The sequence below is a fragment of the Burkholderia sp. 9779_493 genome (assembly GCF_015712215.1).
Taxonomy (GTDB): Bacteria; Pseudomonadota; Gammaproteobacteria; order Burkholderiales; family Burkholderiaceae; genus Burkholderia; species Burkholderia cenocepacia.
The window spans coordinates 45,316-71,716 of sequence record NZ_JACCQA010000019.1; the positions used below are offsets into that span (position 1 = coordinate 45,316).

The following is a 26,401-nucleotide window of genomic DNA, read 5'->3' on the forward strand; positions in this document are numbered from 1 at the left end:
TATCAACGAATCTGAAATATTGCACAGGATTCGACAAAAATCTGAAACGGCGCCATCGCGCCGGAATGATGGCTGGACGAGGGCCGTCGACGATGATCGACCAATGGTGTCACTATTGGCACCACAGGCTACGCCAAGCGAATGGAAGAATCCTCGACCAAATGACGCGCAAGCCCGCGAAGGTGCGCTTCATCGATCTGTTCGAGATCTCGCAGGTTCTCGACGCGATCGATCGACTGAAGGAACAAAAATCATGACCCAAGACCACTTTACGTACCGCGTAACGTGGTCCCCGGAGGACGGGGAGCACGTCGGCCTCTGCGCGGAATTCCCGTCTCTTTCGTGGCTCGACGCAACACCGGAGGGCGCACTGGTCGGCATTCGCCGGCTCGTCGCCGACGTCGTGAGCGAGATGACCGCGAACGGCGAGACCGTGCCCGAACCGATCGCCGACCGAACCTACAGCGGCGAATTCAAGGTCCGCATCCCGCCGCAGGCGCACCGCGCGCTGGTCATCCAGGCCGCCGAGCAAGGCGTCAGCCTCAATCGCCTCGCAAGCGCCAAGCTCTGCGCCTGAGCGCACACACCCCGGCACGCTCGGTCGCCCGGTCGTCCGTCCGGAAGCCGGGCGATCGCTTTTTCCGCGTTGTGACAACCTGTGTGCATCGACCTGCGTCGCATCGTCGCCGGCGCTTGACCTTACCATCATGGGAATGTTGATACTGGAACCATTCGCGGCACGAACCGCGCTTTTGGGGAATCCGACATGACTGAACCACTTGCCTCCGCGGCACGGCAAACGATCGCGCTGAGCGTCGACGGCATGCATTGCGGCGGCTGCACGGGCCGCGTGCAGCGCGCGCTGGCCGCCGTGCCGGGCGTCGTCGATGCGGCGGTCGATCTCGATGCACATGCGGCGACGGTCACCGCTCAGGACACGGTCGAGCCCGACCGGCTCGTCGACGCGATCCGTGAGGCCGGCTACCACGCAGCGGTGCGCGACGCGGCCGTCGAAGCCGGTGTGGCCACGCCGGCGGCGCGCGAAGCAACGTCGTCCGCGCCGGCCGCCGCCGCGACGATCGAACTCGATATCGAAGGCATGACCTGCGCGTCATGTGTGTCGCGCGTCGAAAAGGCGCTCGCGAAGGTGCCGGGCGTCACGCGCGCATCGGTCAACCTTGCGACCGAACGCGCGACGGTCGACGCGTCGGCCGGGGTTTCCGCCGCGCAATTGGCAGATGCCGTGAAACAGGCCGGCTATGGCGCGACGCCGACAGCGTCGGATACCAATGCCCCGGCCGCCGCCCCGACCCGCCCCGCTACGCCCGCGAGCATCGAACTCGACATCGACGGGATGACCTGCGCGTCGTGCGTGTCGCGTGTCGAGAAGGCGCTCGCGAAAGTGCCGGGCGTCACGCGCGCCTCGGTCAATCTGGCAACTGAACGCGCGACGGTCGACGCGTCGGCCGACGTATCCGCCGCCCAGCTTGCCGAAGCGGTGAAACAGGCCGGCTACGGCGCGACACCGGCGGCCGTCGCCACGCCTGCCGCCCCCGCCGCGGCCGCCGACGTCGAACTCGACATCGGCGGCATGACCTGCGCGTCCTGCGCCGGCCGCGTCGAAAAAGCGCTGGCCGCCGTGCCGGGCGTCGCGCGCGCGACGGTCAATCTCGCGACCGAGCGCGCGTCGGTGCACGGCGCCGGCGCACTCGACGCCGCCGCGCTGATCGCGGCCGTCACCACGGCCGGCTACCATGCATCGCTTCCCGCCGCGTCACCCGCCGGCGCAACGGCCGGCGCCGACGCGCAACCGGCCGGCCCCGCGCCGGACGCCGACGCACGCAAGCGCCGCGAGGCCATCCGCGAACGCAACCTCGTGATCGGCGCCGCCGTGCTGAGCGCGCCGCTCGTCGCGCCGATGCTCGCCGCGCCGTTCGGCCTCGACCTGATGCTGCCCGGCTGGCTCCAGCTCGTGCTCGCGTCGATCGTGCAGTTCGGCTTCGGCGCACGCTTCTATCGCGCGGCCTGGCATGCGGTGAAGGCGCGCACCGGCAACATGGACCTGCTCGTCGCGCTCGGCACGTCGGCCGCGTACGGGCTGAGCCTGTGGATGCTGCTGCGCGATCCCGCACATCCGGGCCATCTGTATTTCGAAGCGTCGGCCGTCATCGTCACGCTCGTGCGCTTCGGCAAGTGGCTCGAATCGCGCGCGAAGCGCCAGACCACCGAGGCAATCCGCGCGCTGAACGCGCTGCGCCCCGACCGCGCGCGGGTCGTCGAGCACGGCGTCGAACGCGACGTGCCGCTGTCGCAGGTGCGCGTCGGCACGCACGTCAGCATCCGGCCCGGCGAGCGCGTGCCGGTCGACGGGCGGATCGTGTCGGGCCGCTCGCACATCGACGAATCGCTGATCACCGGCGAAAGCCTGCCCGTGCCGAAGGACGACGGCGACGCCGTCACGGCCGGCTCGATCAACGGCGAAGGCGCGCTCGTCGTCGCAACCACCGCGATCGGCGCGGAGACGACGCTCGCGCGCATCATCCGCCTCGTCGAATCCGCGCAGGCCGAGAAGGCGCCGATCCAGCGGCTCGTCGATCGCGTCAGCGAGGTGTTCGTGCCGGCGATCCTCGGCATCGCCGTGCTGACGCTGGTCGGCTGGCTGATCGCCGGCGCCGGGATGGAAACCGCGATCCTCAACGCGGTCGCGGTGCTCGTGATCGCCTGCCCGTGCGCGCTCGGTCTCGCGACGCCGGCCGCGATCATGGCCGGCACCGGCGTCGCGGCCCGGCACGGCGTGCTGATCAAGGACGCGCAGGCGCTCGAACTCGCGCAGCGCACGACCGTGATCGCGTTCGACAAGACCGGTACGCTGACCGAAGGCAAACCGTCCGTGACGGCGTTCGACGCCGTCGGCGTGCCGCGCGACGAAGCGCTCGCGCTCGCGGCGGCCGTACAGCGGCAGAGCGACCATCCGCTCGCGCGCGCGGTGGTCGCCGCGCATGACGCCGACGTGGCCGCACAGGGCGGCGCAGCCGCGCCGGTCGTCGCGACCGATGCACGCGCGGTGGCCGGGCGCGGTGTGGAAGCGCACGTCGGCGGGCAACAACTTGCGCTCGGCAGTACGCGCTGGCGCGACGAACTCGGCATCGCGGTACCGCCGGCGCTCGACGCGCGCGCGGCGGAACTCGAACGCGCCGGCAACACGATCTCGTGGTTGATGCGCGTCGATGCGCCGCGCGCGGTGCTCGCGCTGATCGCATTCGGCGACACCGTGAAGCCGGGCGCCCGCGACGCGATCGCGGCGCTGTCGGCGCGCGGCGTCGCGAGCGCACTCGTGACGGGCGACAACCGTGGCAGCGCGGCGGCCGTCGCGGCGGCGCTCGGCATCGGCGAAGTGCACGCGCAGGTGCTGCCCGACGACAAGGCACGCGTCGTCGCCGAGCTGAAGCGCACGCACGGCGGCGTCGTCGCGATGGTCGGCGACGGGATCAACGATGCGCCCGCGCTCGCCGCGGCGGACGTCGGCATCGCGATGGCGACCGGCACCGACGTCGCGATGCACACGGCCGGCATCACGCTGATGCGCGGCGACCCGGCGCTCGTCGCCGACGCGATCGACATCTCGAAGCGCACGTACCGCAAGATCCAGCAGAACCTGTTCTGGGCGTTCGTGTACAACCTCGTCGGCGTGCCGCTCGCGGCGCTCGGCTTGTTGAACCCGGTGATCGCGGGCGCGGCGATGGCGTTTTCCAGCGTCAGCGTCGTAACCAACGCGCTGCTGCTGCGGAGATGGAAAGGCCGCGCGCGTTGAGGCGGCAAGCGGTGAATGGCGGACGGCCGAACGGGCCGTTCGGCGTTCGATCGGCAGGAAGGATCGGGAAGACAGCCGGCTACGCAGTGCGCCGAACCGACAGCACGTGACGATGCATCGCGATGCCGGCGGATTCAGTTCGACACGACCGGTTTGATCAACGTCGTCGTGATCGGCGCGAAGCCGCATGCACGATACAGCGCACGCGCCGCCGCGTTGTGATTGAAGACCGACAGCCCGATCTCGGTGACGCCGTACCGGCGCGCCTCGGCATCGAGCGCATCGAGCGCGCGCGTGGCCCAGCCCTGGCGGCGCCGGGACGGGACGATGTCGAGGTCGTAGATGAACAGCGTGCGGTTCGGCCCTTCGGGGACGATCGCGTACCAGAGGTCGCCCACCGTGTCGCCGCTGGCGCCATCGATGAGTGTGACGAGGGTCTGGCCGGCGGTCAGCAGGCCGTCCGGCAGCAGCGTGTCGAAACAGGCGCGCGCACGGTCGGGCGCGTCTTCGACAGCATTTTGTCCGGAGGAAACGAGGTCGCGCGCGTAGCCGTCGATGGCTCGCGTGCGGTACGCGTGGAATTCGCCGGCCGTCATCGGCCGCATCTGCAACATGGCCCGGTCGCCGTGAACGGAATCGGACTTCCAGTGTAGCGGGACACTCGCACCGGCGCGCGATGCGGCGGTGGACACGGGCAGGCAGGTGCGGCGGACGCCGCGCCGAATCAGCGAATCAGCGAATCAGCGAATCAGCGAATCAGCGAATCAGCGAATCAGCGAATCAGCGAATCAGCGACGGTACAGGACGATCGGCACGAGGTGCGCACGACGCACGCGCTCGGCTTCGGCACGACGCGCGGCGTACGAGTATTCGGCGTCGAGCGGCAGGTGCGGGGACACGAACAGGTCGTCGATCTTTTGCAGCAGGGCGAGGATGAAGCTCATGTGAGACTCCTGACAGATGTGGCTAGGGTTTTCCCTTAGACGACCTCCATTCTAAGGGTTTTCCCTTAACTCTGCCAGTGCGCTGCATCGGTTTGCCGCACGCACGCGACATCCGCGCGTCGGTGCGAAACGGCAATCCTTGCTGCGCCGGGCTTCCTGGATAGGGTCGAAACGATTAACGCGTGCGGCGGACCCGCTTTGCGACGGCCGCCTCGCGGTTCGCGTTGCGTTGCAGCCGGTCGACTTGCGACAGCAGCGCTTCGTGGTGCTCCTCGAGCGTCATCAGCGTGGCCTGCTGCGTCGACAGGTCGGCCGCGAGACGATCGATCCGTTGCTGCTTGGTGGCGACGTCCTGCTTCAGATGCGCGATCTGCCGCGTTTGCAGCACCAGCGCGACGAGCCCCGCCAGCACGACGACGGCCAGCGCGAGCAGCAAGCGGTTGACGCGGCGCATCTCGCGATCGGCCGCGCGGGTCAGGCCGTCGACGTCGGCCTGCAGCGCGGCGAGCCGGTCGGTCAGCGGGCGCAGGTGGGTGTCCGGATCGAAGGCCGGCGCGGCCGGTTGCGTACGCTCGGACGATGGCCTGGTCACGAACGACGCGACGGATGCCACCGGCTGTGCAACCGGCGACGGCGAAGCGTCGGGCTGCGCCGCTGCGTCGCGAGGCTTCGCGAATGGCGTGGCAATGACCGGTTCGGGCGGCTGTGCGGACGGTGCCTGCGTCTGCGGCTCGGCCGGCGCAGCCTGGACCGACGGCGGGTTCGCATCGACGGCTTCCGGCTTCGAATCGACGCTCGGCGCAACCGGCACGGCCGGCGTCGCCGCCGCTTCGTTGGCATCGGCAGCCGCCCGGCGTTTGCCGCCCGACGACGCGCGGCGTTCCTTCGCGGCATCACCGGAAGATTTCCCTTCGCGGGATTTGACGACCGCCGCCTCGACTGCAGGCTTCGCGGCTTCCACGTCCGCTGCTTGCGATTCGACCGTCCGCGCCGCAACGCCATCGGCGGCTTGCAGCTTCGTCGCCGCCTTCGCGGCACCGTCGATCACGGGACCATCGATCTTCGTGGCGGCGCCAGCGCCCGCGGGCAAATCGGCGGCCTGCGCTGCAAGACGCTCTGCGGATGCGCTGTAGACGTTCGCGGCCGTCCCGCCTTCAGGCGTCGAAACGGCCTCGACCGCCGCAACCGTCGCCGCCGCACTCTCCGCTTCCGCACGCGTTGCCACGGCCGCATCCGCTGGCGGACTGAACCCGTCCAGCATGGCCTGTCGACCGTCGTCGACACCGGCTGCCGCATCGCCCTCCACGCTCGCTTCATCGTGCGCCGCCACCGGCATGCGCTCGCCCGGCTCGAGCACCGGATCGCCGAACAGGTCGAGCGTCCGTTCGTCGCGCGGCGCGTCGCCGGCCGGCGCGCTGCCGGATCGTGCCGTCGCCCGGGCGGACGTGCTGCCTGCGGCAGCGGCCGAGCGCTGGCGCGAACGGGCCGACGAACGGGTGGAACGGGAGCGGGAGCGAGGCGTGGAAACGGATTCGGTCATGGAAATCGGATGGCGGGGCCCGCAAGCGCGGACCCGGATGTCGAACGGAATCGGTGATCGGCCATTGTCGCACGCCCCGCAACCGATTCACGCTATTCGTCGCCCGACAGCCCGTTCCCGCCGTCGAAACGCGTGACGCCCGGCAGCGCGCGCAGCTTGTCGCAGATCGCCTTGTATTCGAGTTCCGACACGCGCGCCAGCGCGATGCGCACCTCGTCCTGCTCGCCCGTGTCGTCCGCGCGCTGCACGATGAACTGCTTCACGCGCGCACTGTCGGGGCCGAGCGCCGCGTGCAGCGAATCGAACGTCAGCGTGCCGCCGGCCACCGTCAACGCGAGCTGGCGCCGCTGGCGCACCGTGAAATAGCGTCGTTCCAGCGGCTTGATGCCGGCCAGGATGATCAGGATGATGATGGTCGCCGAAATGGACGCGACATAGAGCCCGCCGCCCACCGCCAGGCCGATCGCGGCGACCGACCACAGGCTCGCGGCCGTCGTCAGCCCGCGCACGATCTCGCCGCGCAGCAGGATCGAGCCCGCGCCGAGGAAACCGATGCCCGACACGACCTGCGCGGCGATCCGCGACGGATCGAGCACGACGTGGTCGCTGGTGCCGAGCACGTCGGCGAAACCGAACGCCGACACGATCATGATCAGCGTCGAGCCGACGCACACCAGCATGTGCGTGCGCAGGCCGGCCGCCCACGACAGGCGCTCGCGCTCGAAGCCGATGACGCTGCCGAGCGCCGCCGCGAGAACGAGCCGCATCACGAGTTCCAGGTTGCTGAGCATCCTATTTCTCTCCTTTTTTGGTGCCGGCCGCGCGGAATGTTTTATCCTTGGCCCCGGCCGCGCCGATTCTCCGGGCCGCGCCGACACGTTTCGATCCAAGCGCTCAACCCCGCCATGTCCGTTTCCGACTCCGCTTCCGCCCAGGCCGCCCAGCTGCGCCACCATTTCGCGCACGTCGTCTTGCCGATCTGGCGGGGTTCAGGGTTCGACCCAGCATTGCAACTGCCGTTCGAGGCCGTCGATCCGGCCACCCATGCGCCGCTGCCCGTGACCCGTTATCGCGCAATGGCGTGCGCAAGGCAACTGTTCGTGTTCGCGCAGGCCGGCGACACCGCGCACGCGGCCACGCTGTTCGACGCGCTGTGCCGGCACTTTCGCGACCCGCGCCACGGCGGCTGGATCTACAGCGTCGACGCGCAGGGCGCGCCGCTCGATACGACCAAGGATCTCTATACGCATGCGTTCATCGTGTTCGCATGCGCCGCGTGGCATGCGGCGTCGGGCGACGCCGCCGCGCGCACGGTGGCCGAAGCAACCGCCGCGCTGATCCAGGACCGCTTCGCGCCGCGCCCCGGCGACGCGCTGCTCGATGCCGCGCGCCACGCCGATTTCTCGTCGTCCGGCAGCGGCGCGCTGCAGAATCCGCTGATGCATCTGACCGAAGCGTGGCTCGCGGCCGCCGATGCGTTCGGCGATACCGCGTTCGACGATGCGCTCGCGCGCACCGCGCAGGCCGTCGAGCGCACGTTCGTCGATGCGGCGACCGGCTGCGTGGCCGAGCTGCCGCTCGGCGCGGCCGACAACCGTTTCGAGCCCGGCCATCAGTTCGAGTGGTTCTATCTGGTGGATGCGGCCGGTGCGCGGCTCGCGCGGACCGGGCTGCCCGCCGCGCTGTCGCGCGCGTTCGCGTTCGCCGAGCAGTACGGCGTCGATCCGCGGACGGGCGGCGTGTGCGCGGCGCTCGACGCGCACGGCGCATGCATCGACGGCACGCAGCGGATCTGGGCGCAGACCGAATACCTGCGCGCGCTGGCGACGCACGGCGGCACGCCGGCCTCCGCGCCGCTCGCGCGGCAGATCGAGCGGTTCGCCGCGCGCTTCCTGCATCCGCGCGGCTGGTTCGAGTGCAAGACGGCGGACGGGCAGGTGTCGCGCGCCGACATGCCGTCGACGACGCCCTACCACCTCGCGACCGCCTACGCGGCGCTGCCGACCGGCGCGTAACCCGCCGCGGCGAACGACGGCGCCGCGCGCTCGCCATGCGCGGCGCGCCCGTCGCCCAGTTCGAACACCGACACCGCCTGCATCAGGTGCGCGGTCTGGTCGTTCAGCGACGCGGCGGCCGCCGCGACTTCCTCGACCAGCGCCGCGTTCTGCTGCGTGAGCTGGTCCATCTGCGTGACGGCCTGGTTCACCTGCTCGATCCCGACGCTCTGCTCGACCGACGCCGCGGTGATTTCCGACATCGTCTGCACGACCCGCGTGATCGACGCCGACACCGTGCGCATCGCGTCGCCGGCGCGCTCGACGAGCGCCGCGCCGCCGTTGATCTGCGCGACCGAATCCTCGATCAACGCCTTGATCTCCTTCGCCGATTGCGCGCTGCGCTGCGCGAGCGAACGCACTTCGCCCGCGACCACCGCGAAGCCGCGCCCCTGTTCGCCGGCCCGCGCGGCCTCGACCGCCGCGTTCAGCGCGAGGATGTTGGTCTGGAACGCGATGCCGTCGATCACCGAGATGATCTCCGCGATCCGCCCCGAACTCTGCGCGATGCCGCGCATCCGGTCGATCACGCTGTCGACCACGCCGCCGCCGTGGCTCGTCGCTTCGAGCGCCGCGTCGGCCAGCGCGCTCGCCGCGCGGGCGCTGTCGGTGTTCTGCCGGACCGTCGCGGTCAGTTCCTCCATGCTCGCGGCGGTTTCCTCGAGCGACGCGGCCTGCGTGCCCGTGCGCGCCGACAGGTCGGCGTTGCCGCCCGCGATCTCGCCCGCGCCGAGGTGAATCGCGTCGGACGCCTGGCGCACCGTGCGCACGGTGCCCGCGATGCTCGTCTGCATCGCGGCGAGGCCGCGCAGCATCCGGTCGATCTCGAACACGCCGCCCGCCTGCACGGCTTCGTCGAGACGGCCTTGCGCGATCCGCTCGAAATGGCGGCCGGCCTGCTCCAGCGGCGCGACGACCGCGCGCCGCGCGGCCGCGTAGATCGCCGCGCTCGCCGCGAGCATCGCCACCAGCAGCACGATGCCGACCGACTTGAACCACAGCATGCCGCCGTCGATAGTGTCGAGCGCCGCGCGGCTCGACGTGCCGCCATAGTCGGTGAAGCGATGCAGCTCGGCGATGTACGCGTCCTGGAAGCCCTGGGTCGGCTGGTCGAGGAACGCCTGGATGTTGTCGGCGTCGAGGAACTGCACGAGTTCGCCCAGCGCGCCGCGCAGCGCGCGATAGCGCTCGGTGAGCGCCGCGACGCGCGCGCGGTTGGTGTCGTCGACCGCCTGCGCGGCCGTCAGTACGGCGAACGCCTTGTCCGCTTGCGCGAGCGACGTGCCCGCGTGGCGGATGATGTCTTCGGGCTTCGGCCCGCCGCGCACCATCCGCGTGCCGGCACGCGACAGGTTGATGCGCGCGTCGAGCAGTTGCTCGGTCGCCCGGCTGGCCGCGTCGACCTGCGCGATCGCGACATTCGACAGATCGTCGACGCCGCTGCGCGTCGACGTGAGCGCCCAGAAGCCGAGCGCTTCGATCGCGAACAGGAAGAGACAGAACACGGTCAACACGCCGAGCAGACCCGACGCGAGCTTGATTTTTCCGAACATGGGGGATTCCTGGAGAGCGGACGATGAGGCGATGCCCCGGCATTAGCGGCATTTCTTCGTCGGACTTTAGGCGGAATCAGCGGCAACGCAGGTCAAGTGCGCGCTTCGCTCGCGCATTCGCGTCGAATCGCGCGCAAACGCGGAGATCTTGTGTATTCGGCGCAATAATCGCGTTGCATCGCGCCAGGATTTGCACGAAACGCGGACGAATTTCCTTGCTTATCCGGAGCCCCCTTCCTAGAGTTCAGCGCAAGCGGGCACGCATTTCGAAGGAAAGTTCGATGACCGACATCACGGACCACGCGCGCGGCGCATTGCGCGCGCAGCCGTTCAGCATGCTGCTGGGCACGGAGCTGATGCACATCGGCGACAACGAAGTGTCGCTGTGCCTGCCCGTGCGCGAGGAATTGCGGCAGCAGCACGGTTTCGTGCACGGCGGCGTCATCAGCTATCTCGCGGACAACGCGCTGACGTTCGCCGGCGCGCTCGTGCTCGGCCCGCGCGTGATCACCGCCGAATACAAGATCAACTATCTGCGGCCGGCCGTGAACGGCACGCTCGTCGCCCGCGCGAAGCTCGTCTACGCTGGCCGGCACCAGGCGACCTGCCAGTGCCATGTGTTCGTCATCGACGGCGATCACGAGCGGCTCGTCGCGATCGCGCAAGGCACGATCAACCGCGTCGGCGACGGCAAGATGCCGGATGCGCCGGTGGAAACGGCGTGAGAACGGCCTGAACGGCCGGCGCCCAATATCGCGGCCGCCTGGCGCCCAGGTCGCGCCGCTAGGCCGCGTCGTCCCCCACCAGCGGCAAAAACCGCGGCGCCACCCGCGCCCGCACGTTCCCGTGCTCATCCGTCCGATAGATCCCGCGCGCCGCGTTGTGCGGGTGCACGGCCGCGTCGGCCACGCTCAGCACCGGCGCGAAACACGCATCGGTGCCTTCGAGCAGCGCGCGCCAGTGCGCGGACGGCTGCCGCGCGAACACGTCTGCGAAACGCGCCTTCAGCGCGGGCCAGCGCGCCCGGTCGTACTGCGACGCGGGATCGACGTCGGTCAGCCCGAGCCGTTCGACCAGCAGCGCATAGAACGGCGGTTCGAGCGCGCCGATCGTCACGCATTCGCCGTCCGCGCAGCGATACACGTCGTAGAACGGCGCGTCGTGGAACAGGCTCGGCTGCGCACCGTCGAGCTGGCCGTTCGCGCGCGCCCACAGCGCGAGCGAACCGAGCATCGACACGATGTCGACGATCGCGCCGTCGACCACCCGCCCCGGCCCGCCGCCGCGCACGTCGAGCAATGCGCAGACGATGCCGAACGCGAGCCCGAGCGCGCCGCCCGCATCGCCGACGACCGTCGGCGGCACGCCGGGCCGACCGTCGCGGGGCGCGGACAGCGACAGCAGCCCGGTCAGCGCGACGTAGTTCAGGTCGTGCCCGGCCGCGGCTGCCAGCGGTCCATCCTGGCCCCAGCCGGTCATGCGCCCGTAGACCAACTTGGGATTGCGGCGCGCGCAAACGTCGGGCCCGAGGCCGAGCCGCTCCATCACGCCGGGCCGCAAGCCCTCGATCAGCGCATCGGCTTGCGCGATCAGATCGAGCGCGGCGTCACGCCCGGCCGGCGCCTTCAGGTCGAGTTCGACGATCGTCTTGCCTTCGCGCAACAGATCGCCGTCGCGAGCCCGCAGCGCGTCCGGCGCGCTGGTTCGGCCGGACGGGCGCGCGATCAGCGTGATGCGCGCGCCCATGCCGGCGAGCATCCAGCCCGCGAGCGGGCCGGGGCCGAGCCCTTCGAATTCGACGATGTGGATGCCGGCAAGCGGCGCGTTCAATGACATGGTGACCTCGCTGAAATGCAGTCGGAACAGGGGCGGCGAAGCTTTCCGATTCTATGCGAATGCCTGCGCCCGCCAGCTTCGCGCGACCAGCGCCTGTTCACACCGATAACGGGCTTGCGCGGGCCCTACGCCCGCTCGGCCAGCGCCGCCTGCATCGCGCGCACGATCGCGTCCCGATGCGGGTCGATCCGCTCGACCGGCCCGGCCACGCCCATCGCCAGCGGCAGCCCGTTCCAGCCATCCGCGATCACCATCGAGATCATCGCGGCGCCCTGCGTCACGGTGTGCGCCGAATACGAATAGCCGAGCCGGCGGGTCTGTTCGACCTTGTCGAGCACGACGTCCTCGTCGATCGTCCTGCCCGACTTCCCGATCCGGCGGATGCTGCGTGACACGAGCCGGCGAATCGTGCTGTCGGGCTGGATGCTCAGCAGCGCCCAGCCAAGGCCCGACATGCAGATCTCGCGACGCGTGCCGATCGGCGCATAGAACTGCACCGGAATCGAATGCGAGCCCTCGACCGCGTCGATGTACTGCACGTACAGGTCGCTCTGCACCGCGATCACGACCGCCTCGTGCGTGCGCGCCGCCAGCCGCTTCGCGACCGCATGCCAGTGCCGCCGGCTGCCGGCCGCCGAATCGACCAGCGCTTCGCCGAGATTGACGAGCCGCGCGGTGGGCGCATACGCATGGGTTGCATCGTCGTAGGCGAGATAGCCGAGCGTCTTCATGCTGGTCAGCAGCGCCGCCGCGCTCGACCCCGGATACCCGCAGCGCGTCGCGATCTCGCGCACGCTCAGCGGCCGCTGCAAGGTGCTGAAGAGTTCCAGCACCTCGAACACGCGCGCCGCGCTCTTGACCACGTTTCCGCTCATCCCGCCCTCTCCGCAGCGACCGGCACGGGCCTTCCACGTATGTGGAACGGAATTTCCCGCCGCCAACCGTCGTGACGATACTAGGCTTCGGCCCGCGGCGTGAAGTCCCGCGGCACAGAACACACGGAGACAACATGGCAGCCTTTTTGATCCGTGAACGGCAGGGCGCGATCCTGACCGTCACGATGAACCGTCCGGACACCCGCAACGCAATTTCGGATACCGATGCGATCGACGCGCTGACCGAATGCTGCGACGAAGCAAACCGTGACGAATCGATCCGCGTGCTGATCCTGACCGGCGCCGGCACGACGTTCTCGTCGGGCGGCAACGTAAAGGCGATGCGCGCGTTCGTGGAAGCGGGCCCGCACGACCCTGCTGCGATCCGCACCAGCTATCGCCGCGGCATCCAGCGGCTCGCGCATGCGTTCGAGCACCTCGAAGTGCCGGCCATCGCAGCGGTCAACGGTCCGGCCATCGGCGCCGGCACCGATCTCGCGTGCATGTGCGACATCCGCATCGCCGCCGAGCGTGCGCGCTTCGCGGAGAGCTTCATCGCGCTCGGTCTCGTGCCGGGCGACGGCGGTGCGTGGTTCCTGCCGCGGATCGTCGGCGCCGCGGTCGCCGCGGAAATGTCGTTCACCGGCGATGCGCTGGACGCGCAGGCCGCGCTGCGCTGCGGACTCGTGTCGCGCGTCGTGCCCGATGGCGACCTCCTCGCGCATGCGCACGAACTGGCCGGCCGCATCGCGCATCACTCGGGCACCGCACTACGCCTGACCAAGCGGCTGCTGCGCGAAGGCCGCCACGCAAGCCTGGACACGCTGCTCGACCTGTCGGCGTCGTACCAGGCGTTCGCGCACGCCAGTCCCGACCATCGCGCGGCCGTCACCGCGCTGTTCGCCGCGCGCGGCTGAACCCGCGACGCATCGCGGCCGTGCGGCCGGCACAGGCCGGCCTGCCGGCCCGTCGAACCCACATCGAAGGAGACATCGTCATGACCAGCAGCAACGAAGGCGCACTCGCAGGGGTGCGCGTGGTGGACCTGAGCCGCGTCTATGCGGGGCCGTTCTGCGCGCAGACGCTCGCGGACCACGGCGCCGACGTCATCAAGATCGAACCGCCGCAGGGCGACGAAACGCGCGACTGGGGCCCCGCGATGCCGAACGGCATCTCCAGCTACTACTGGGGGCTCAACCGCAACAAGCGCAATCTCGCGCTCGACCTGTCGCATCCCGACGGACGCGACGTGCTGTTCCGCGTGCTCGAAACGGCCGACGTGCTGATCGACAACTTCAAGCAGGGCACGCTCGAACGCTGGGGCATCGGCTACGAAGACTGCCTGCGCGCGCGCTTTCCGCGCCTCGTCCACTGCTCGATTTCCGGCTACGGCACCGACGGCCCGCTTGCGCGGTTTCCGGGCTACGACGCGGTCGCGCAGGGTCTCGCCGGCTTCATGTCGATCAACGGCGAACCGGGCGGCATGCCGCTCAAGGTGCCGTTTCCGGTCGTCGATTACGCGGCCGGCCTGAGCGCCGTCTCCACCATTCTGATCGCGCTCGTCGAGCGGACACGCTCCGGCCTCGGGCAGCACGTCGACATCGATTTGTTCAGCACCGCGCTGTCGATGCTGCATCCGGTCAGCACGAGCTGGATGGCAACCGGCGACGTGCCCGTCGCGACCGGCAACGTATACGGCGCGATTGCGCCGTACGGCGTCTATCCGTGCAAGGACAAGCCGGTCGCGACCGGCGCCGGCAACAACCGCACGTTCGCGCGGCTCGTCGACGCGCTGGGCGTGCCCGAGCTGGCGCGCGATCCGCGCTTCGCGACCAATGCACAGCGCGTCGCGCATCGCGATGCGCTCGACTCGCTGCTCGGCCAGCTGACCGCCGAACTGCAGGCGGACGACGTCGTCGAGCGGCTGATGCACGCCGGCGTCGCGACGGGGCCGGTGAACACCGTGGCCGATGCGTTCGGCCATCCGCAGGCGGCGCGCAACGCGATGTTCGTCGACACCGACACGTACATCGGCGCGGGCATCCCCGCCAAGCTGTCCCGCACGCCCGGCGCGATCCGCCGGCCGCCCCAGCCGTTCGCCGCCGACACAGACGCCGTGCTCGACGCATTCGGGATCGACGCGGCGCGCCGCGACGCGCTGCGGCAGGCGGGCGTGCTGCCCGACACGCGGGCAGACGTGGCCGGGAGCGCGTCATGACCGCCCCGCGCTTTTCTTCACCGACGGACGACGATGCGCCGTCGATCCTGCGCGACGACGCCGACGGCGTCGCGTGGCTGACGATGAATCGCCCGCACGTCGCCAATGCGCTGTCCGCCGACGCGATCCGGCGCCTGTGCAACGAACTCGTCACGCTCGACGACAACCCGTCGATTCGCGTCATCGTGATCCGCGGCGCGGGCGAACGCGCGTTCAGCGCGGGCGTCGATCTCGGCGACCCCGAGATCCGCGGGATGCAGCCGATGCGCGGACTCGCGCGCAACGTCCACGAGCTGATCCTGGAACTGCGCAAGCCGACCATCGCGGCCGTCAACGGCCATGCAATCGGCGGCGGCTGCGAAATCGCGCTCGCGTGCGACCTGCGGATCGCCGCCGATAACGCGACCTTCGCGTTGCCCGAAGCGCGGGTCGGCATGGGCGCGAACTTCGCTAGCGTGCTGCTGCCGCGCATGTTGCCGCACGCGATCGCGATGGAGCTGCTGTTCACGGGCCGCCGCTTCGACGCAGACGAAGCGCAACGCGTCGGCCTGCTGAACCGCGTCGTGCCGGGCGCCGCGCTCGACGACACCGTGCGCGAGCTGGCGCAGACGATCGCCGCGAACGCACCGCTCACGATCCGCCGCATCAAGGAAACCGCGACCCGCAGCCAGGGGCTGCCGGTGGCCGCCGCGCTGCGGCTGGACGTCGGCCCCGACGTCTACGCGAGCGAGGACCGGATCGAGGGCGCCCGCGCGTTTCTCGAGAAGCGCAAGCCGGTGTTCAAGGGGCGCTGAGCCCGGCACCGCACCGCGACACCCGCGCGCACCGCTCCCAGAACGCGGGCGCGCCAATAAAACATGGACGGAGACACCTTCATGCAACGAAAAGCATTCCTGGTCAGCGCGTGCGTGCTGTGCGCCACGCCGGCGCACGCGTCGTCGGTCACGCTGTACGGGATCGTCGACAGCTACGTCGAATTCGATCGCGTCGGCAGTTTGTCGAGCATGCGGCAAAGCGGCGGCGGCGCGTCGACGAGCCGCTTCGGCCTGACGGGCGTCGAGGATCTCGGCGGCGGCACGTCGACGAAATTCGTGCTGGAAAGCGGCTTCTCGCCGGCCGACGGATCGTTCCAGGGCGGCACGCTGTTCTACCGGCAGGCATACGTGTCGCTGCAGAACGCGCGCTACGGCGACCTGCGGCTCGGCCGGCAATACACGCCCGCGTTCTACGTCGTGTACGACGGCGATCCGTTCGGACTCAACGAGCGGCTGTCGCCGCTCGCGCTGCTCGCGACGTCGACGGACACGATCACGAGCAACACGACGCCACCGATTCCGCGCTTCAACCAGGCGGCGTCGTACCTGAGCCCCGACTGGAACGGCCTGCGCGTGATGGCCACGTACGGCTTTCCGACGCCGAACGCGCTGTCGACACAGGCTGGACGCAACTACGGCGCCGGGCTGCAGTACCGGATCGGCGGCCTCTATGTCGGCGCCGGCTTCCAGGGCGATACGTCGGCCGGCAACCTGGGACCCGTCGTCGCGCCGTCGACGACCCGCCACTACGTGTTCGCGACCAACTACGCATTCGCGCGGGTCAAGCTGTACGCCGCGTTCCTGTACGGCGTCGGCACGGCGGCGCGCCTGCCCGCGTTCTCGACCGCGAGCGTCGGTGCGTCGATCAACGTCGGCGCGCTCGATCGCGTGCTCGTGTCGGTGGTGCGCCGCGACGTGAAGGGTTCGGCAAACGACGCGACTGCGCTCGGCGTCGGCTACGACCATCCGCTGTCGAAGCGGACTTCGCTCTACGCCCGCTATCTCTACATGAAGAACGGCGGCGACGCCCGCAATACCGTCGTCGCCGGCCTGCAGCCGCAAGCAGGCGGCACCGAGCAAGTGTTCGCGCTCGGCATCGTTCACCGCTTCTGACGGAGTGCCCATGACCCCGACCCTTTCGACCCACCCGGCCGTCGACGACGACGGCGCGACGCAGGCGCTGTATCGCCGGATCTCGCGCCGGCTGCTGCCGTTCCTGATCCTCTGCTACACGCTGTCGTTCATCGACCGGATCAACATCGGCTTCGCACACGCGCAGATGGCCGCCGAGCTGCACTTCTCCGACGCCGTCTACGGGCTCGGTGCGGGCATCTTCTTCATCGGCTACATGGCGTTCGAGATTCCGAGCAACGCGTGGCTCGCGCGGATCGGCGCGCGGCGGACGATTGCCCGGATCATGGTGCTGTGGGGCCTCGGCTCGGCCGCGACGATGTTCGTCACGACGCCCGCGCAGTTCTACGCGTGCCGCTTCCTGCTGGGCGTGTTCGAGGCCGGCTTCTTCCCCGGCATCCTGTTCTATCTCGGCGCGTGGTATCCGCCACGGCAGCGCGCCAAGGCGTTCGCGCTGTTCATGACCGCGCTGTATCTCGCAGGGTTGATCGCCGGCCCCGTGTCGGGCGCGATCCTGTCGTACTTCGACCGCTTGGGCGGCCTGAGCGGCTGGCAATGGCTGTTCGTCGTCGAAGGGCTGCCGAGCAGCGCGCTCGGCCTCGTCGCGCTACGCTTTCTCGACGACCGGCCGGATGACGCACGCTGGCTGTCGGACGCAGACAAGGCCACGCTGCGCGCCGCGCATGCGCAGGCCGAAGCCGATACGCCGGCCGCGAACGCGGCGCGGTCGTTGCTCGCGCACCGCGATTTCTGGCTGCTGTGCGCGGCCAATTTCGCGATCGCGGCCGCCGGCTACGCGCTGGTGTTCTGGATGCCCGTGATCCTGCATCGCGGCGGCTTGCATGGCGCGATGCAGATCGGGCTGATATCCGCGCTGCCGTACCTGTGCGGCATCGTCGGCATGCTCGCGATGGGCTGGCGCACCGAGCGCCGGCGCGAATGGCGCAAGCACGGCGCCGTCGCGATGCTCGCGTGCGCGGCGGCGCTCGCTGGTCTCGCGAGCAGCGCCGGCACGTCGCATCTGATGATCGCGCTGTGCATCGCGGTCGCCACGCACGCCGCGGCGCTGCCCGCGTTCTGGGTGCTGCCGGGGCTCGCGCTGCCGAAGCGCTCGATGGCGGTCGCGATCGCGGCGATCACGATGACCGGCGCGATCGGCGGATTCGCGAGCCCGTTCCTGATGGGCGTGCTCAACACGGCCACCGGATCGATGCGCGGCGGCCTCTATTTCAATGCCGCGCTGCTGGCGGCCGGCGCGCTCGCGTTGCTCGGGACGCTGCGCGCCCGCGCGGCGGCGCGCGCGAACGCCGGCTGACGGCACGGCTTCTTCCTCTCCTGTACGCACCTACCCACATGAATTTCGAACTCGAACTCGAACACCGGATGATCCGGGATCTCGTCGCGCGTTTCGTGAAGGACGAACTGATTCCGCTCGAAGCGGCGGTGATGGCGCGCGAGGCCGACGGCCAGCGCTTCGGGCTGCTCGTCGACGAACGTGCGCACCTCGACGAGCGCTCCCGGCAACTCGGCCTGTGGGGACTCGACGCGCCGCTCGACGTGGGCGGCTCGGATCTGCCGGCCGTCGCGATGGTCGGCGTGAACGAGGCGATCGGCACGACCGTCACCCCGTACATCCTGCCGCCCGACTCGCCGAACCTGCGGATGCTGTGCGATGCGGCCGACGATGCGCAGCGCGCGCGCTATCTCGACCCGTACGCACGCGGCGCCACGCGTGCCGCGATGGCGATCTCCGAGCCGGGCGCCGGCTCCGACCCGGGCGCGCTGTCGACGACCGCCGTGCACGACGGCGACGGCTGGGTGCTGAACGGCCGGAAGATCTGGATCAGCCACGCGGCCGATGCCGACTGGACGATCGTGATGGCGCTGACCGATCGCAGCAAGGGCAAGCGCGGCGGCATGTCGGCGTTCATCGTCGATCGCGACACGCCGGGTTTCATCATCGAACGCCGGATTCCGATGATCGGCGGGCTGTCGACCTACGAAATCGTGCTGGAAGACTGCCGCATTCCCGCCGCGCAACTGCTTGGCCCGGAAGGCGCCGGCTTCACGCCGATGCAGGCCCGGCTCGCGAACCGGCGGCTGGAGATGGCCGCGTGGTGCATCGGCCGCGCCGAGCGCGCGGTCGCGCTGCTGTGCGACCATGCGAAACAGCGCACGACCTTCGGCGTGCCGCTCGCGGAGCGTCAGGCGGTCCAGTGGTGGGTCGCCGACGCGCTCACGCAGATCCACGCATGCCGCCTGATGACCTACGAAGCGGCCGCGCGCGTGGATGCCGGGCAGGATGCCCGCACGCAGATCTCGATGGTCAAGGTGTTCGCGACCGAAATGGCGTGGACCGTGATCGATCATGCGATGCAGACGCTCGGCGCGATGGGCATGACGAAGGAAATGCCGTTGCAGCAGATGGCCAGCGAAGCGCGGCTGATGCGCATCTTCGAAGGCCCGACCGAGGTGCACCGTTGGGTCGTCGCGCGCAGCGTGCTCTGACCGCGGCGCGCCGCCCACTTCCACGATGGAGCCCTGCGTTGAACACCCTGCATCTCGTCGATCCTGAAATCCGCCCGCTGCTCGAGACCTGGCCGACCGTCACGCTCGATGCCGACAACCTCGCGCAGTCGCGCCAGCGCGTGCTGCCGCTGCCGCCGCCCGACCCGACCGGCAGCACGCTCGAACGCCGCACGGTGCCCGGCCCGTCCGGCGCGCCGGACGTCCCGGTCCTCGTCTATCTGCCCGACGGCCACGCGCGCCCGCTACCAGCGATCGTCCACCTGCACGGCGGAGGCTTCGTGCGCGGCGCGGCGAAGGAGCTCGAAGCGGTGCACCGGTTGCTCGTCACACACCTCGGCTGCGCGCTGATCTCGATCGACTATCGCCTCGCGCCGGAAACGGTGTTTCCCGGTGCGATCGAAGACTGCTACGCGGCGCTCGCATGGGTGTTCCGTCACGCCGATACCCTCGGCATCGACGCCGCGCGGATCGGCGTGGCGGGCGAAAGCGCGGGCGGCGGGCTAGCCGCCGCGCTGGCGCTGCTGGCCCGCGACCGCGGCGAATTCCCGCTCGCGTTCCAGCACCTGATCTATCCGATGCTCGACGATCGCACCTGCACGCGCCCGCCGCATCCGCATGCCGGAGAATTCATCTGGCATGCGGCCAACAACCGGTTCGGCTGGACCGCGCTGCTCGGTCACGCCCCGGGCATCGACGGCGTGTCGCCGTACGCGGCGGCCGCGCGCGCCACGCGGCTCGACGGCCTGCCGCCCACGTTCCTGTCGGTCGGCTCGCTCGACCTGTTCCTCGACGAAAATCTCGACTACGCGCAGCGCCTGCTGCGCGCAGGCGTGCCGACCGAACTGCACGTGCTGCCCGGCGGCGTCCATGGATTCGACCTCGTGCCCGGCGCGCGAGTGTCGGAAACGGCGCGCCGCCTGAGCCACGACGCGCTGCGCCGGTTCCTGCACGGCTGACCAAAACAATGCGGGCGGCCGAAGCCGCCCGCATCCGCGCCGATCCCGACGACCACGCTCAGAACGCATCCCCCGGCACCCGCACCCAGCCTTCCATCAACACGCGCGCGCTGCGGCTCATGATCGCCTTCGTGACGGTCCACTCGCCGTTCTCGCGCCGCGCTTCCGCGCCAACGCGCAGCGTACCCGACGGATGGCCGAAGCGCACCGCGTGGCGTTCGCCGCCGCCCGCCGCGAGATTGACGAGCGTGCCGGGGATCGCCGCGGCCGTGCCGATCGCGACCGCCGCCGTGCCCATCATCGCGTGGTGCAGCTTGCCCATCGACATCGCGCGCACCAGCAGGTCGACGTCGCCCGCGTTCACGCGCTTGCCGCTCGACGCGACGTAGTCGGCCGGCTTCGCGACGAACGCGATCTTCGGCGTGTGCTGCCGCGTCGCGATTTCGTCGAGCGTGTCGATCAGGCCCATCCGCAATGCGCCGTGCGCACGGATCGTCTCGAATTTGTCGAGCGCCTTCGGGTCGCCGTTGATCGCGTCCTGCAGCTCCGTGCCCGTGTAGCCGATCGCTTCCGCGTCGACGAAGATCGTCGGGATGCCTGCGTTGATCATCGTCGCCTTCAGCGTGCCGATACCCGGCACGGCTAGGTCGTCGACGAGGTTGCCGGTCGGGAACATCGAGCCGCCCGCGCCTTCTTCCTCTGCGGCCGGGTCCATGAATTCGAGCTGCACCTCGGCGGCCGGGAACGTGACGCCGTCCAGCTCGAAGTCGCCCGTCTCCTGCACCGCGCCGTTCGTGATCGGCACATGGGCGATGATCGTCTTGCCGATGTTCGCCTGCCAGATCCGCACGGTCGCGACGCCATCGCGCGGCACGCGCGCCGGATCGACCAGCCCGCCGCTGATCGCGAACGGGCCGACCGCCGCCGACAGGTTGCCGCAGTTGCCGGTCCAGTCGACGAACGCCTTGTCTATCGCGACCTGACCGAACAGGTAGTCGACGTCGTGCCCCGGCCGCGTGCTCTTCGACACGATCACCGTCTTGCTGGTGGACGACGTCGCGCCGCCCATCCCGTCGATCTGCTTGCCGTACGGATCGGGGCTGCCGATCACGCGCAGCAGCAGCGCGTCGCGCGCGGCGCCCGGCGTCTGCGCGGCGTCCGGCAGATCCTGCAGCCGGAAGAACACACCCTTGCTGGTGCCGCCGCGCATGTAGGTCGCGGGAATCCTGATTTGAGGAATATGAGCCATGTCTGTGTTCTCAATGTGCGCCGGTCAGGCTGCCTGCGACGATTCGAGGAAGTCCTGCGCGAACCGCTGCAGCACGCCGCCCGCTTCGTAGATCGACACTTCCTCGGCCGTATCGAGCCGGCACGTCATCGGCACCTCGACGCGTTCGCCGTTCTTGCGGTGAATCACGAGCGTGAGATCGGCGCGCGGCGTGCGCTCGCCGATCACGTCGAAGGTCTCGGTGCCGTCGATGCCGAGCGTCGTCCGGTTGGTGCCCGGCTTGAACTCGAGCGGCAGCACGCCCATCCCGATCAGGTTCGTGCGGTGGATGCGCTCGAAGCCTTCGGCGGCGATCGCCTCGACGCCCGCGAGCCGCACGCCCTTCGCGGCCCAGTCGCGCGACGAGCCCTGGCCGTAGTCGGCGCCGGCCACGACGATCAGCGGCTGCTTGCGATTCATGTACGTCTCGATCGCTTCCCACATCCGCATGACCTTGCCTTCCGGCTCGACGCGCGCGAGCGAGCCCTTCTTCACCGCGCCGTCGACGACCGCCATCTCGTTGACGAGCGTCGGGTTCGCGAAGGTCGCGCGCTGCGCGGTCAGGTGGTCGCCCCGGTGCGTTGCGTACGAGTTGAAGTCCTCTTCCGGCAGGCCCATCTTCGCGAGGTACTCGCCGGCCGCGCTGTTCGGCAGGATCGCGTTCGACGGCGACAGGTGGTCGGTCGTGATGTTGTCGCCGAGCACCGCGAGCGGGCGCATGCCCTTCAGCGTGCGCTCGCCGGCCAGCGCGCCTTCCCAGTACGGCGGACGGCGGATGTACGTGCTCTGCGCGCGCCAGTCGTACAGCGGCGCCGCGCGCTCGCCCGCATCGGCGCTGCGCGCGAACATCGGCTCGTAGACCTTGCGGAACTGTTCGGGCTTCACGCTCGACGCGACGATCGCGTCGATCTCCTCGTCGGTCGGCCAGATGTCCTTCAGCGTGACGGGCTGGCCGTCCGGATCGTGGCCGAGCACGTCACGCTCGATGTCGAAGCGGATAGTGCCGGCGATCGCATACGCGACCACGAGCGGCGGCGACGCGAGGAACGCCTGCTTCGCATACGGGTGAATGCGGCCGTCGAAGTTGCGGTTGCCGGACAGCACGGCCGTCGCGTACAGGTCGCGATCGACGATCTCCTGCTGGATCTTCGGATCGAGCGCGCCCGACATCCCGTTGCAGGTCGTGCACGCGAACGCGACGATGCCGAAGCCGAGCTTCTCGAGTTCGGGCAACAGGTTCGCTTCTTCCAGATACAGTTCGACCGCCTTCGAGCCGGGCGCGAGCGAGCTCTTCACCCACGGCTTGCGCGTGAGGCCCTTCGCGTTCGCGTTGCGTGCGAGCAAGGCGGCGGCGATCACGTTGCGCGGGTTGCTGGTGTTCGTGCAGCTCGTGATCGCGGCGATGATCACCGCGCCGTCGGGCATCTCGCCCGGCTTCTCTTCCCACTGGCCGGCGATGCCGCGCGCGGCGAGATCCGACGTCGGCAGCCGCTTGTGCGGGTTCGACGGGCCGGCCATGTTGCGCACGACGCTCGACAGGTCGAACGTCAGCGTGCGCTCGTACTGCGCGTTCGCGAGCGTATCGGCCCACAGGCCCGCTGCCTTCGCGTAGGTCTCGACCAGCTTCACCTGCTCGTCGCTGCGGCCGGTGAGGCGCAGGTAGTCGATCGTCTGGCCGTCGATGAAGAACATCGCGGCGGTCGCGCCGTATTCGGGCGCCATGTTCGAGATCGTCGCGCGATCGCCGAGCGTGAGGCTCGCCGCGCCTTCGCCGCGGAATTCCAGGTACGCGCCGACCACTTTTTCCTTGCGCAGGAACTCGGTCAGCGCGAGCACCACGTCGGTCGCGGTGATGCCGGGCTGGCGCTTGCCGGTCAGCTCGACGCCGACGATGTCGGGCAGGCGCATCCACGACGCGCGGCCGAGCATCACGTTCTCGGCTTCGAGCCCGCCGACGCCGATCGCGATCACGCCGAGCGCGTCGACGTGCGGCGTGTGGCTGTCGGTGCCGACGCAGGTGTCCGGGAACGCGACGCCATCCTGCGCCTGGATCACCGGCGACATCTTCTCGAGGTTGATCTGGTGCATGATGCCGTTGCCCGGCGGGATCACGTCGACGTTCTCGAACGCCTTCTTCGTCCACTCGATGAAGTGGAAGCGATCCTCGTTGCGGCGATCCTCGATCGCGCGGTTCTTCGCGAACGCGTCCGGATCGAAGCCGCCGCATTCGACGGCGAGCGAGTGGTCGACGATCAGTTGCACCGGCACGACCGGGTTCACCTTCGCCGGGTCGCCGCCGCCGTCCGCGATCGCGTCGCGCAGGCCGGCGAGATCGACGAGCGCCGTCTGCCCGAGGATGTCGTGGCACACCACGCGCGCCGGGAACCACGGGAAATCGCGTTCACGCTTGCGCTCGATGATCTGCTTCAGCGAATCGGCGAGGATCGCCGGATCGCAGCGGCGCACGAGGTTTTCGGCGAGCACGCGCGACGTGTACGGCAGCGTGTCGTACACGCCGGGCGCGATCGCGTCGACCGCGGCACGCGCGTCGAAATAGTCCAGCGACGTGCCGGGCAGGGGTTTGCGGTTGGCGGTATTCATGATGTGGGGCGGAAATCTGGGTATGACGTTCCGCGCGCGCCGGCGGCCCGCATCCTCACGGGCGCCGGCACGCGCGGCGGGCGTTTCAGCGCTTCTCGATCGGCACGAACTGCAGGTCTTCCGGGCCCGTGTAGTTCGCGCTCGGGCGGATGATCTTGTTGTCGATGCGTTGCTCGATGATGTGCGCGCTCCAGCCGGACGTACGCGAGATCACGAACAGCGGCGTGAACATCGCGGTCGGCACGCCCATCATGTGATACGACACGGCGCTGAACCAGTCGAGGTTCGGGAACATCTTCTTCGCGTCCCACATCACCGATTCGAGGCGCTCGGCGATGTCGTACAGCTTCAGGTCGCCCGCTTCCTTCGACAGCTTGTGCGCGACGCCCTTGATCACCTTGTTGCGCGGATCGGAGATCGTATAGACCGGGTGACCGAAGCCGATCACCACTTCCTTGTTCTCGACGCGGCGGCGGATGTCGGCTTCGGCGTCGTCAGGCGAGCTGTAGCGGCTCTGGATTTCGTACGCGACCTCGTTCGCGCCGCCGTGCTTCGGCCCGCGCAGCGCGCCGATCGCGCCGGTGATCGCCGAGTAGATGTCCGAGCCCGTGCCCGCGATCACGCGCCCCGTGAACGTCGATGCGTTGAATTCGTGCTCCGCGTACAGGATCAGCGACGTGTGCATCGCCTCGACCCACGACTTCGACGGCGTCTTGCCGTGCAGCAGGTGCAGGAAGTGGCCGCCGATCGAATCGTCGTCGGTTTCCGTTTCGATGCGCTTGCCGTTGTGCGAGAAGTGATACCAGTACAGCAGCATCGAGCCGAGCGACGCCATCAGGCGGTCGGCGATGTCGCGCGCGCCCGGCAGGTTGTGGTCGTCCTTTTCCGGCAGCACGGTGCCGAGCACCGACACGCCGGTGCGCATCACGTCCATCGGATGCGCCGACGCCGGAATCTGCTCGAGCGCGGCCTTCAGCGCGCTCGGCAGGCCGCGCAGCGCGCGCAGCTTGGTCTTGTACGCAGCCAGTTCGGTCAGGTTCGGCAGCGTGCCGTGCACCAGCAGGTGCGCGATTTCCTCGAATTCGCACGATTCGGCGACGTCGAGAATGTCGTAGCCGCGATAGTGCAGGTCGTTGCCGGTCTTGCCGACCGTGCACAGCGCGGTGTTGCCGGCCGTCACGCCCGACAGCGCCACCGACTTCTTCGGCTTGAATGCGCCTGCGGCGGCCGGTGCTGCTGCGTCTTTCGTCTCGCTCATGTTTTGTTTCTCCAATGGGTATCGGGGGATGCGGGCCGCGTTACTTCTTGCCCTGCGCGAACAGTTCGTCGAGCTTGCGCTCGTATTCGTGATAGCCGAGGAAGTCGTACAGCTCGGCGCGCGTCTGCATCGTCGGCACGGCCGCCTTCTGCGTGCCGTCGCGGCGCAGCGTTTCGTAGAAGTTCAGCGCGGCCTTGTTCATCGCGCGATACGCGCCGCAGCAGTACAGCGCGATGTCGACGTTCGCCTCGCGCAGCTCGTCGACGGTGAACAGCGGCGTCGAGCCGAATTCGGTCAGGTTCGCGAGGATCGGCACCTTCACGGCAGCCTTGAAGCGGCGGTAGTCGTCGAGCGTCTTCATCGCTTCCGGGAAGATCATGTCCGCGCCGGCTTCGACGTACGCGACCGCGCGCTCGATCGCCGAGTCGATCCCTTCCGCGGCAGCCGCGTCGGTGCGCGCCATGATCACGAACTGGTCGTCGGTACGCGCATCGACCGCGGCCTTCACGCGATCGACCATTTCGTCGATCGGCACGACTTCCTTGCCAGGACGGTGGCCGCAACGCTTCTGGCCGACCTGGTCCTCGAGGTGCACGGCCGCGACGCCGGCGTTGATGAACGAGCGGACCGTGCGCGCAATGTTGAATGCACCGCCCCAGCCCGTGTCGATGTCGACCAGCAGCGGCAGGTCGGTCGCGTTGGTGATCCGGTTCGCGTCGATCAGCACGTCTTCCATCGTGCTGATGCCGAGGTCGGGGATGCCGAGCGAGTTCGCGGCGACGCCGCCGCCCGACAGGTACACGGCCTTGAAGCCGACGGCCTGCGCCATCTTGGCCGCGTACGCGGTGATCGCGCCGACCACCTGCAGCGGCTGCTCGGCCGCGACTGCCGCGCGGAACTTCGCGCCGGCGCTCTGAAGATGCGTATTGCTCATGAACGGCCTCCTGATGGAATGCCCGATAACAGCAAGGACCGGGCCAGCTTGCGAAACGTCGCTAACCCACTGATTCTTA

The 26,401-nt window shown here is 69.4% G+C and carries 23 protein-coding genes; 12 read left to right on the plus strand and 11 right to left on the minus strand.

Annotated elements, in window-relative coordinates; all coding sequences use genetic code 11:
• Positions 1-92: 92 nt before the first annotated feature.
• The 3 genes from H0X95_RS20465 (at position 93) to H0X95_RS20475 (ending at position 3,811) form a co-directional block, all read left to right on the plus strand.
• Positions 93-257: a hypothetical protein gene (locus tag H0X95_RS20465; protein ID WP_230878249.1), complete on the plus strand. Its 165-nt coding sequence runs from the start codon at positions 93-95 to the stop codon at positions 255-257.
• Positions 254-577, plus strand: a complete 324-nt coding sequence (locus H0X95_RS20470) for a type II toxin-antitoxin system HicB family antitoxin (protein ID WP_006494366.1) — start codon at positions 254-256, stop codon at positions 575-577. Before H0X95_RS20465 ends, H0X95_RS20470 begins: the two co-directional genes overlap by 4 nt.
• A gap of 189 nt (positions 578-766) precedes the next feature.
• A complete protein-coding gene (locus H0X95_RS20475; protein WP_080403553.1) occupies positions 767-3,811 on the plus strand; it encodes a heavy metal translocating P-type ATPase in 3,045 nt (1,014 codons plus the stop codon).
• Positions 3,812-3,945: 134 nt separating this feature from the next.
• Here H0X95_RS20475 and H0X95_RS20480 read toward each other — a convergent pair whose 3' ends face one another.
• The 4 genes from H0X95_RS20480 to H0X95_RS20495 form a co-directional block, all read right to left on the minus strand.
• A complete protein-coding gene (locus H0X95_RS20480; protein ID WP_034203175.1) occupies positions 3,946-4,425 on the minus strand; it encodes a GNAT family N-acetyltransferase in 480 nt (159 codons plus the stop codon).
• 174 nt (positions 4,426-4,599) lie between these two features.
• Positions 4,600-4,755, minus strand: coding sequence for a hypothetical protein (locus H0X95_RS20485; protein ID WP_006481665.1), 156 nt, complete (start codon positions 4,753-4,755; stop codon positions 4,600-4,602).
• A gap of 175 nt (positions 4,756-4,930) precedes the next feature.
• Entirely contained in the window at positions 4,931-6,295 is a 1,365-nt protein-coding gene (locus H0X95_RS20490; protein ID WP_059722154.1) for a hypothetical protein, read from the minus strand.
• A 92-nt stretch (positions 6,296-6,387) separates the two neighbouring features.
• Positions 6,388-7,086, minus strand: coding sequence for an MgtC/SapB family protein (locus H0X95_RS20495; protein ID WP_006481660.1), 699 nt, complete (start codon positions 7,084-7,086; stop codon positions 6,388-6,390).
• A gap of 114 nt (positions 7,087-7,200) precedes the next feature.
• Here H0X95_RS20495 and H0X95_RS20500 point away from each other — a divergent pair, with 114 nt between their 5' ends.
• A complete protein-coding gene (locus H0X95_RS20500; RefSeq protein ID WP_043204485.1) occupies positions 7,201-8,310 on the plus strand; it encodes an AGE family epimerase/isomerase in 1,110 nt (369 codons plus the stop codon).
• On the opposite strand, the gene H0X95_RS20505 is transcribed toward H0X95_RS20500, so the two are convergent.
• On the minus strand, positions 8,283-9,902 hold the full coding sequence (locus H0X95_RS20505; protein WP_006481657.1) for a methyl-accepting chemotaxis protein: 1,620 nt from the start codon (positions 9,900-9,902) through the stop codon (positions 8,283-8,285). The genes H0X95_RS20500 and H0X95_RS20505 overlap by 28 nt on opposite strands.
• A 281-nt stretch (positions 9,903-10,183) precedes the next feature.
• Between H0X95_RS20505 and H0X95_RS20510 the strand changes: the two genes are divergently transcribed.
• Positions 10,184-10,627, plus strand: a complete 444-nt coding sequence (locus H0X95_RS20510) for a PaaI family thioesterase (RefSeq protein ID WP_006480333.1) — start codon at positions 10,184-10,186, stop codon at positions 10,625-10,627.
• Between the two features lie 58 nt (positions 10,628-10,685).
• Here H0X95_RS20510 and H0X95_RS20515 read toward each other — a convergent pair whose 3' ends face one another.
• Both H0X95_RS20515 and H0X95_RS20520 read right to left on the minus strand, forming a co-directional pair.
• Entirely contained in the window at positions 10,686-11,738 is a 1,053-nt protein-coding gene (locus H0X95_RS20515; protein WP_048987747.1) for a CaiB/BaiF CoA transferase family protein, read from the minus strand.
• 125 nt (positions 11,739-11,863) lie between these two features.
• Positions 11,864-12,613, minus strand: coding sequence for an IclR family transcriptional regulator (locus H0X95_RS20520; RefSeq protein WP_048987749.1), 750 nt, complete (start codon positions 12,611-12,613; stop codon positions 11,864-11,866).
• A 134-nt stretch (positions 12,614-12,747) separates the two neighbouring features.
• On the opposite strand from H0X95_RS20520, the gene H0X95_RS20525 reads away from it, so the two are divergent.
• The 7 genes from H0X95_RS20525 to H0X95_RS20555 all read left to right on the plus strand — a co-directional run bounded on the left by H0X95_RS20525 (position 12,748) and on the right by H0X95_RS20555 (position 20,262).
• Positions 12,748-13,530, plus strand: a complete 783-nt coding sequence (locus H0X95_RS20525; protein ID WP_006481671.1) for a crotonase/enoyl-CoA hydratase family protein — start codon at positions 12,748-12,750, stop codon at positions 13,528-13,530.
• Positions 13,531-13,610: 80 nt separating this feature from the next.
• A complete protein-coding gene (locus tag H0X95_RS20530; RefSeq protein WP_006481673.1) occupies positions 13,611-14,831 on the plus strand; it encodes a CaiB/BaiF CoA transferase family protein in 1,221 nt (406 codons plus the stop codon).
• A complete protein-coding gene (locus tag H0X95_RS20535; protein ID WP_006481661.1) occupies positions 14,828-15,625 on the plus strand; it encodes an enoyl-CoA hydratase/isomerase family protein in 798 nt (265 codons plus the stop codon). The genes H0X95_RS20530 and H0X95_RS20535 overlap by 4 nt, the downstream gene beginning before the upstream one ends.
• An 81-nt stretch (positions 15,626-15,706) precedes the next feature.
• On the plus strand, positions 15,707-16,759 hold the full coding sequence (locus tag H0X95_RS20540; protein ID WP_006481652.1) for a porin: 1,053 nt from the start codon (positions 15,707-15,709) through the stop codon (positions 16,757-16,759).
• Positions 16,760-16,769: 10 nt separating this feature from the next.
• Positions 16,770-18,092, plus strand: coding sequence for an MFS transporter (locus H0X95_RS20545; RefSeq protein ID WP_006481669.1), 1,323 nt, complete (start codon positions 16,770-16,772; stop codon positions 18,090-18,092).
• 38 nt (positions 18,093-18,130) lie between these two features.
• Positions 18,131-19,285: an acyl-CoA dehydrogenase family protein gene (locus tag H0X95_RS20550; RefSeq protein WP_006481666.1), complete on the plus strand. Its 1,155-nt coding sequence runs from the start codon at positions 18,131-18,133 to the stop codon at positions 19,283-19,285.
• Between the two features lie 38 nt (positions 19,286-19,323).
• Positions 19,324-20,262 (plus strand): alpha/beta hydrolase, encoded by a 939-nt coding sequence (locus H0X95_RS20555; protein WP_006481650.1) that lies wholly within the window; start codon positions 19,324-19,326, stop codon positions 20,260-20,262.
• 58 nt (positions 20,263-20,320) lie between these two features.
• On the opposite strand, the gene prpF is transcribed toward H0X95_RS20555, so the two are convergent.
• From prpF to prpB, 4 genes are all read right to left on the minus strand, one after another.
• Entirely contained in the window at positions 20,321-21,511 is a 1,191-nt protein-coding gene (gene prpF, locus H0X95_RS20560) for a 2-methylaconitate cis-trans isomerase PrpF (RefSeq protein ID WP_059722156.1), read from the minus strand.
• Between the two features lie 24 nt (positions 21,512-21,535).
• The gene (gene acnD, locus H0X95_RS20565) at positions 21,536-24,130 is read right to left on the minus strand and encodes a Fe/S-dependent 2-methylisocitrate dehydratase AcnD (protein WP_059722158.1); all 2,595 of its coding nucleotides are present in this window, start codon (positions 24,128-24,130) and stop codon (positions 21,536-21,538) included.
• Positions 24,131-24,215: 85 nt separating this feature from the next.
• Positions 24,216-25,388 carry a bifunctional 2-methylcitrate synthase/citrate synthase gene (gene prpC / locus H0X95_RS20570; protein WP_006491569.1) on the minus strand — a complete coding sequence of 391 codons (1,173 nt, stop codon included), beginning with the start codon at positions 25,386-25,388 and terminating at the stop codon, positions 24,216-24,218.
• A 40-nt stretch (positions 25,389-25,428) separates the two neighbouring features.
• Entirely contained in the window at positions 25,429-26,322 is an 894-nt protein-coding gene (prpB, locus tag H0X95_RS20575) for a methylisocitrate lyase (protein WP_006481649.1), read from the minus strand.
• Positions 26,323-26,401 lie beyond the last annotated feature (79 nt).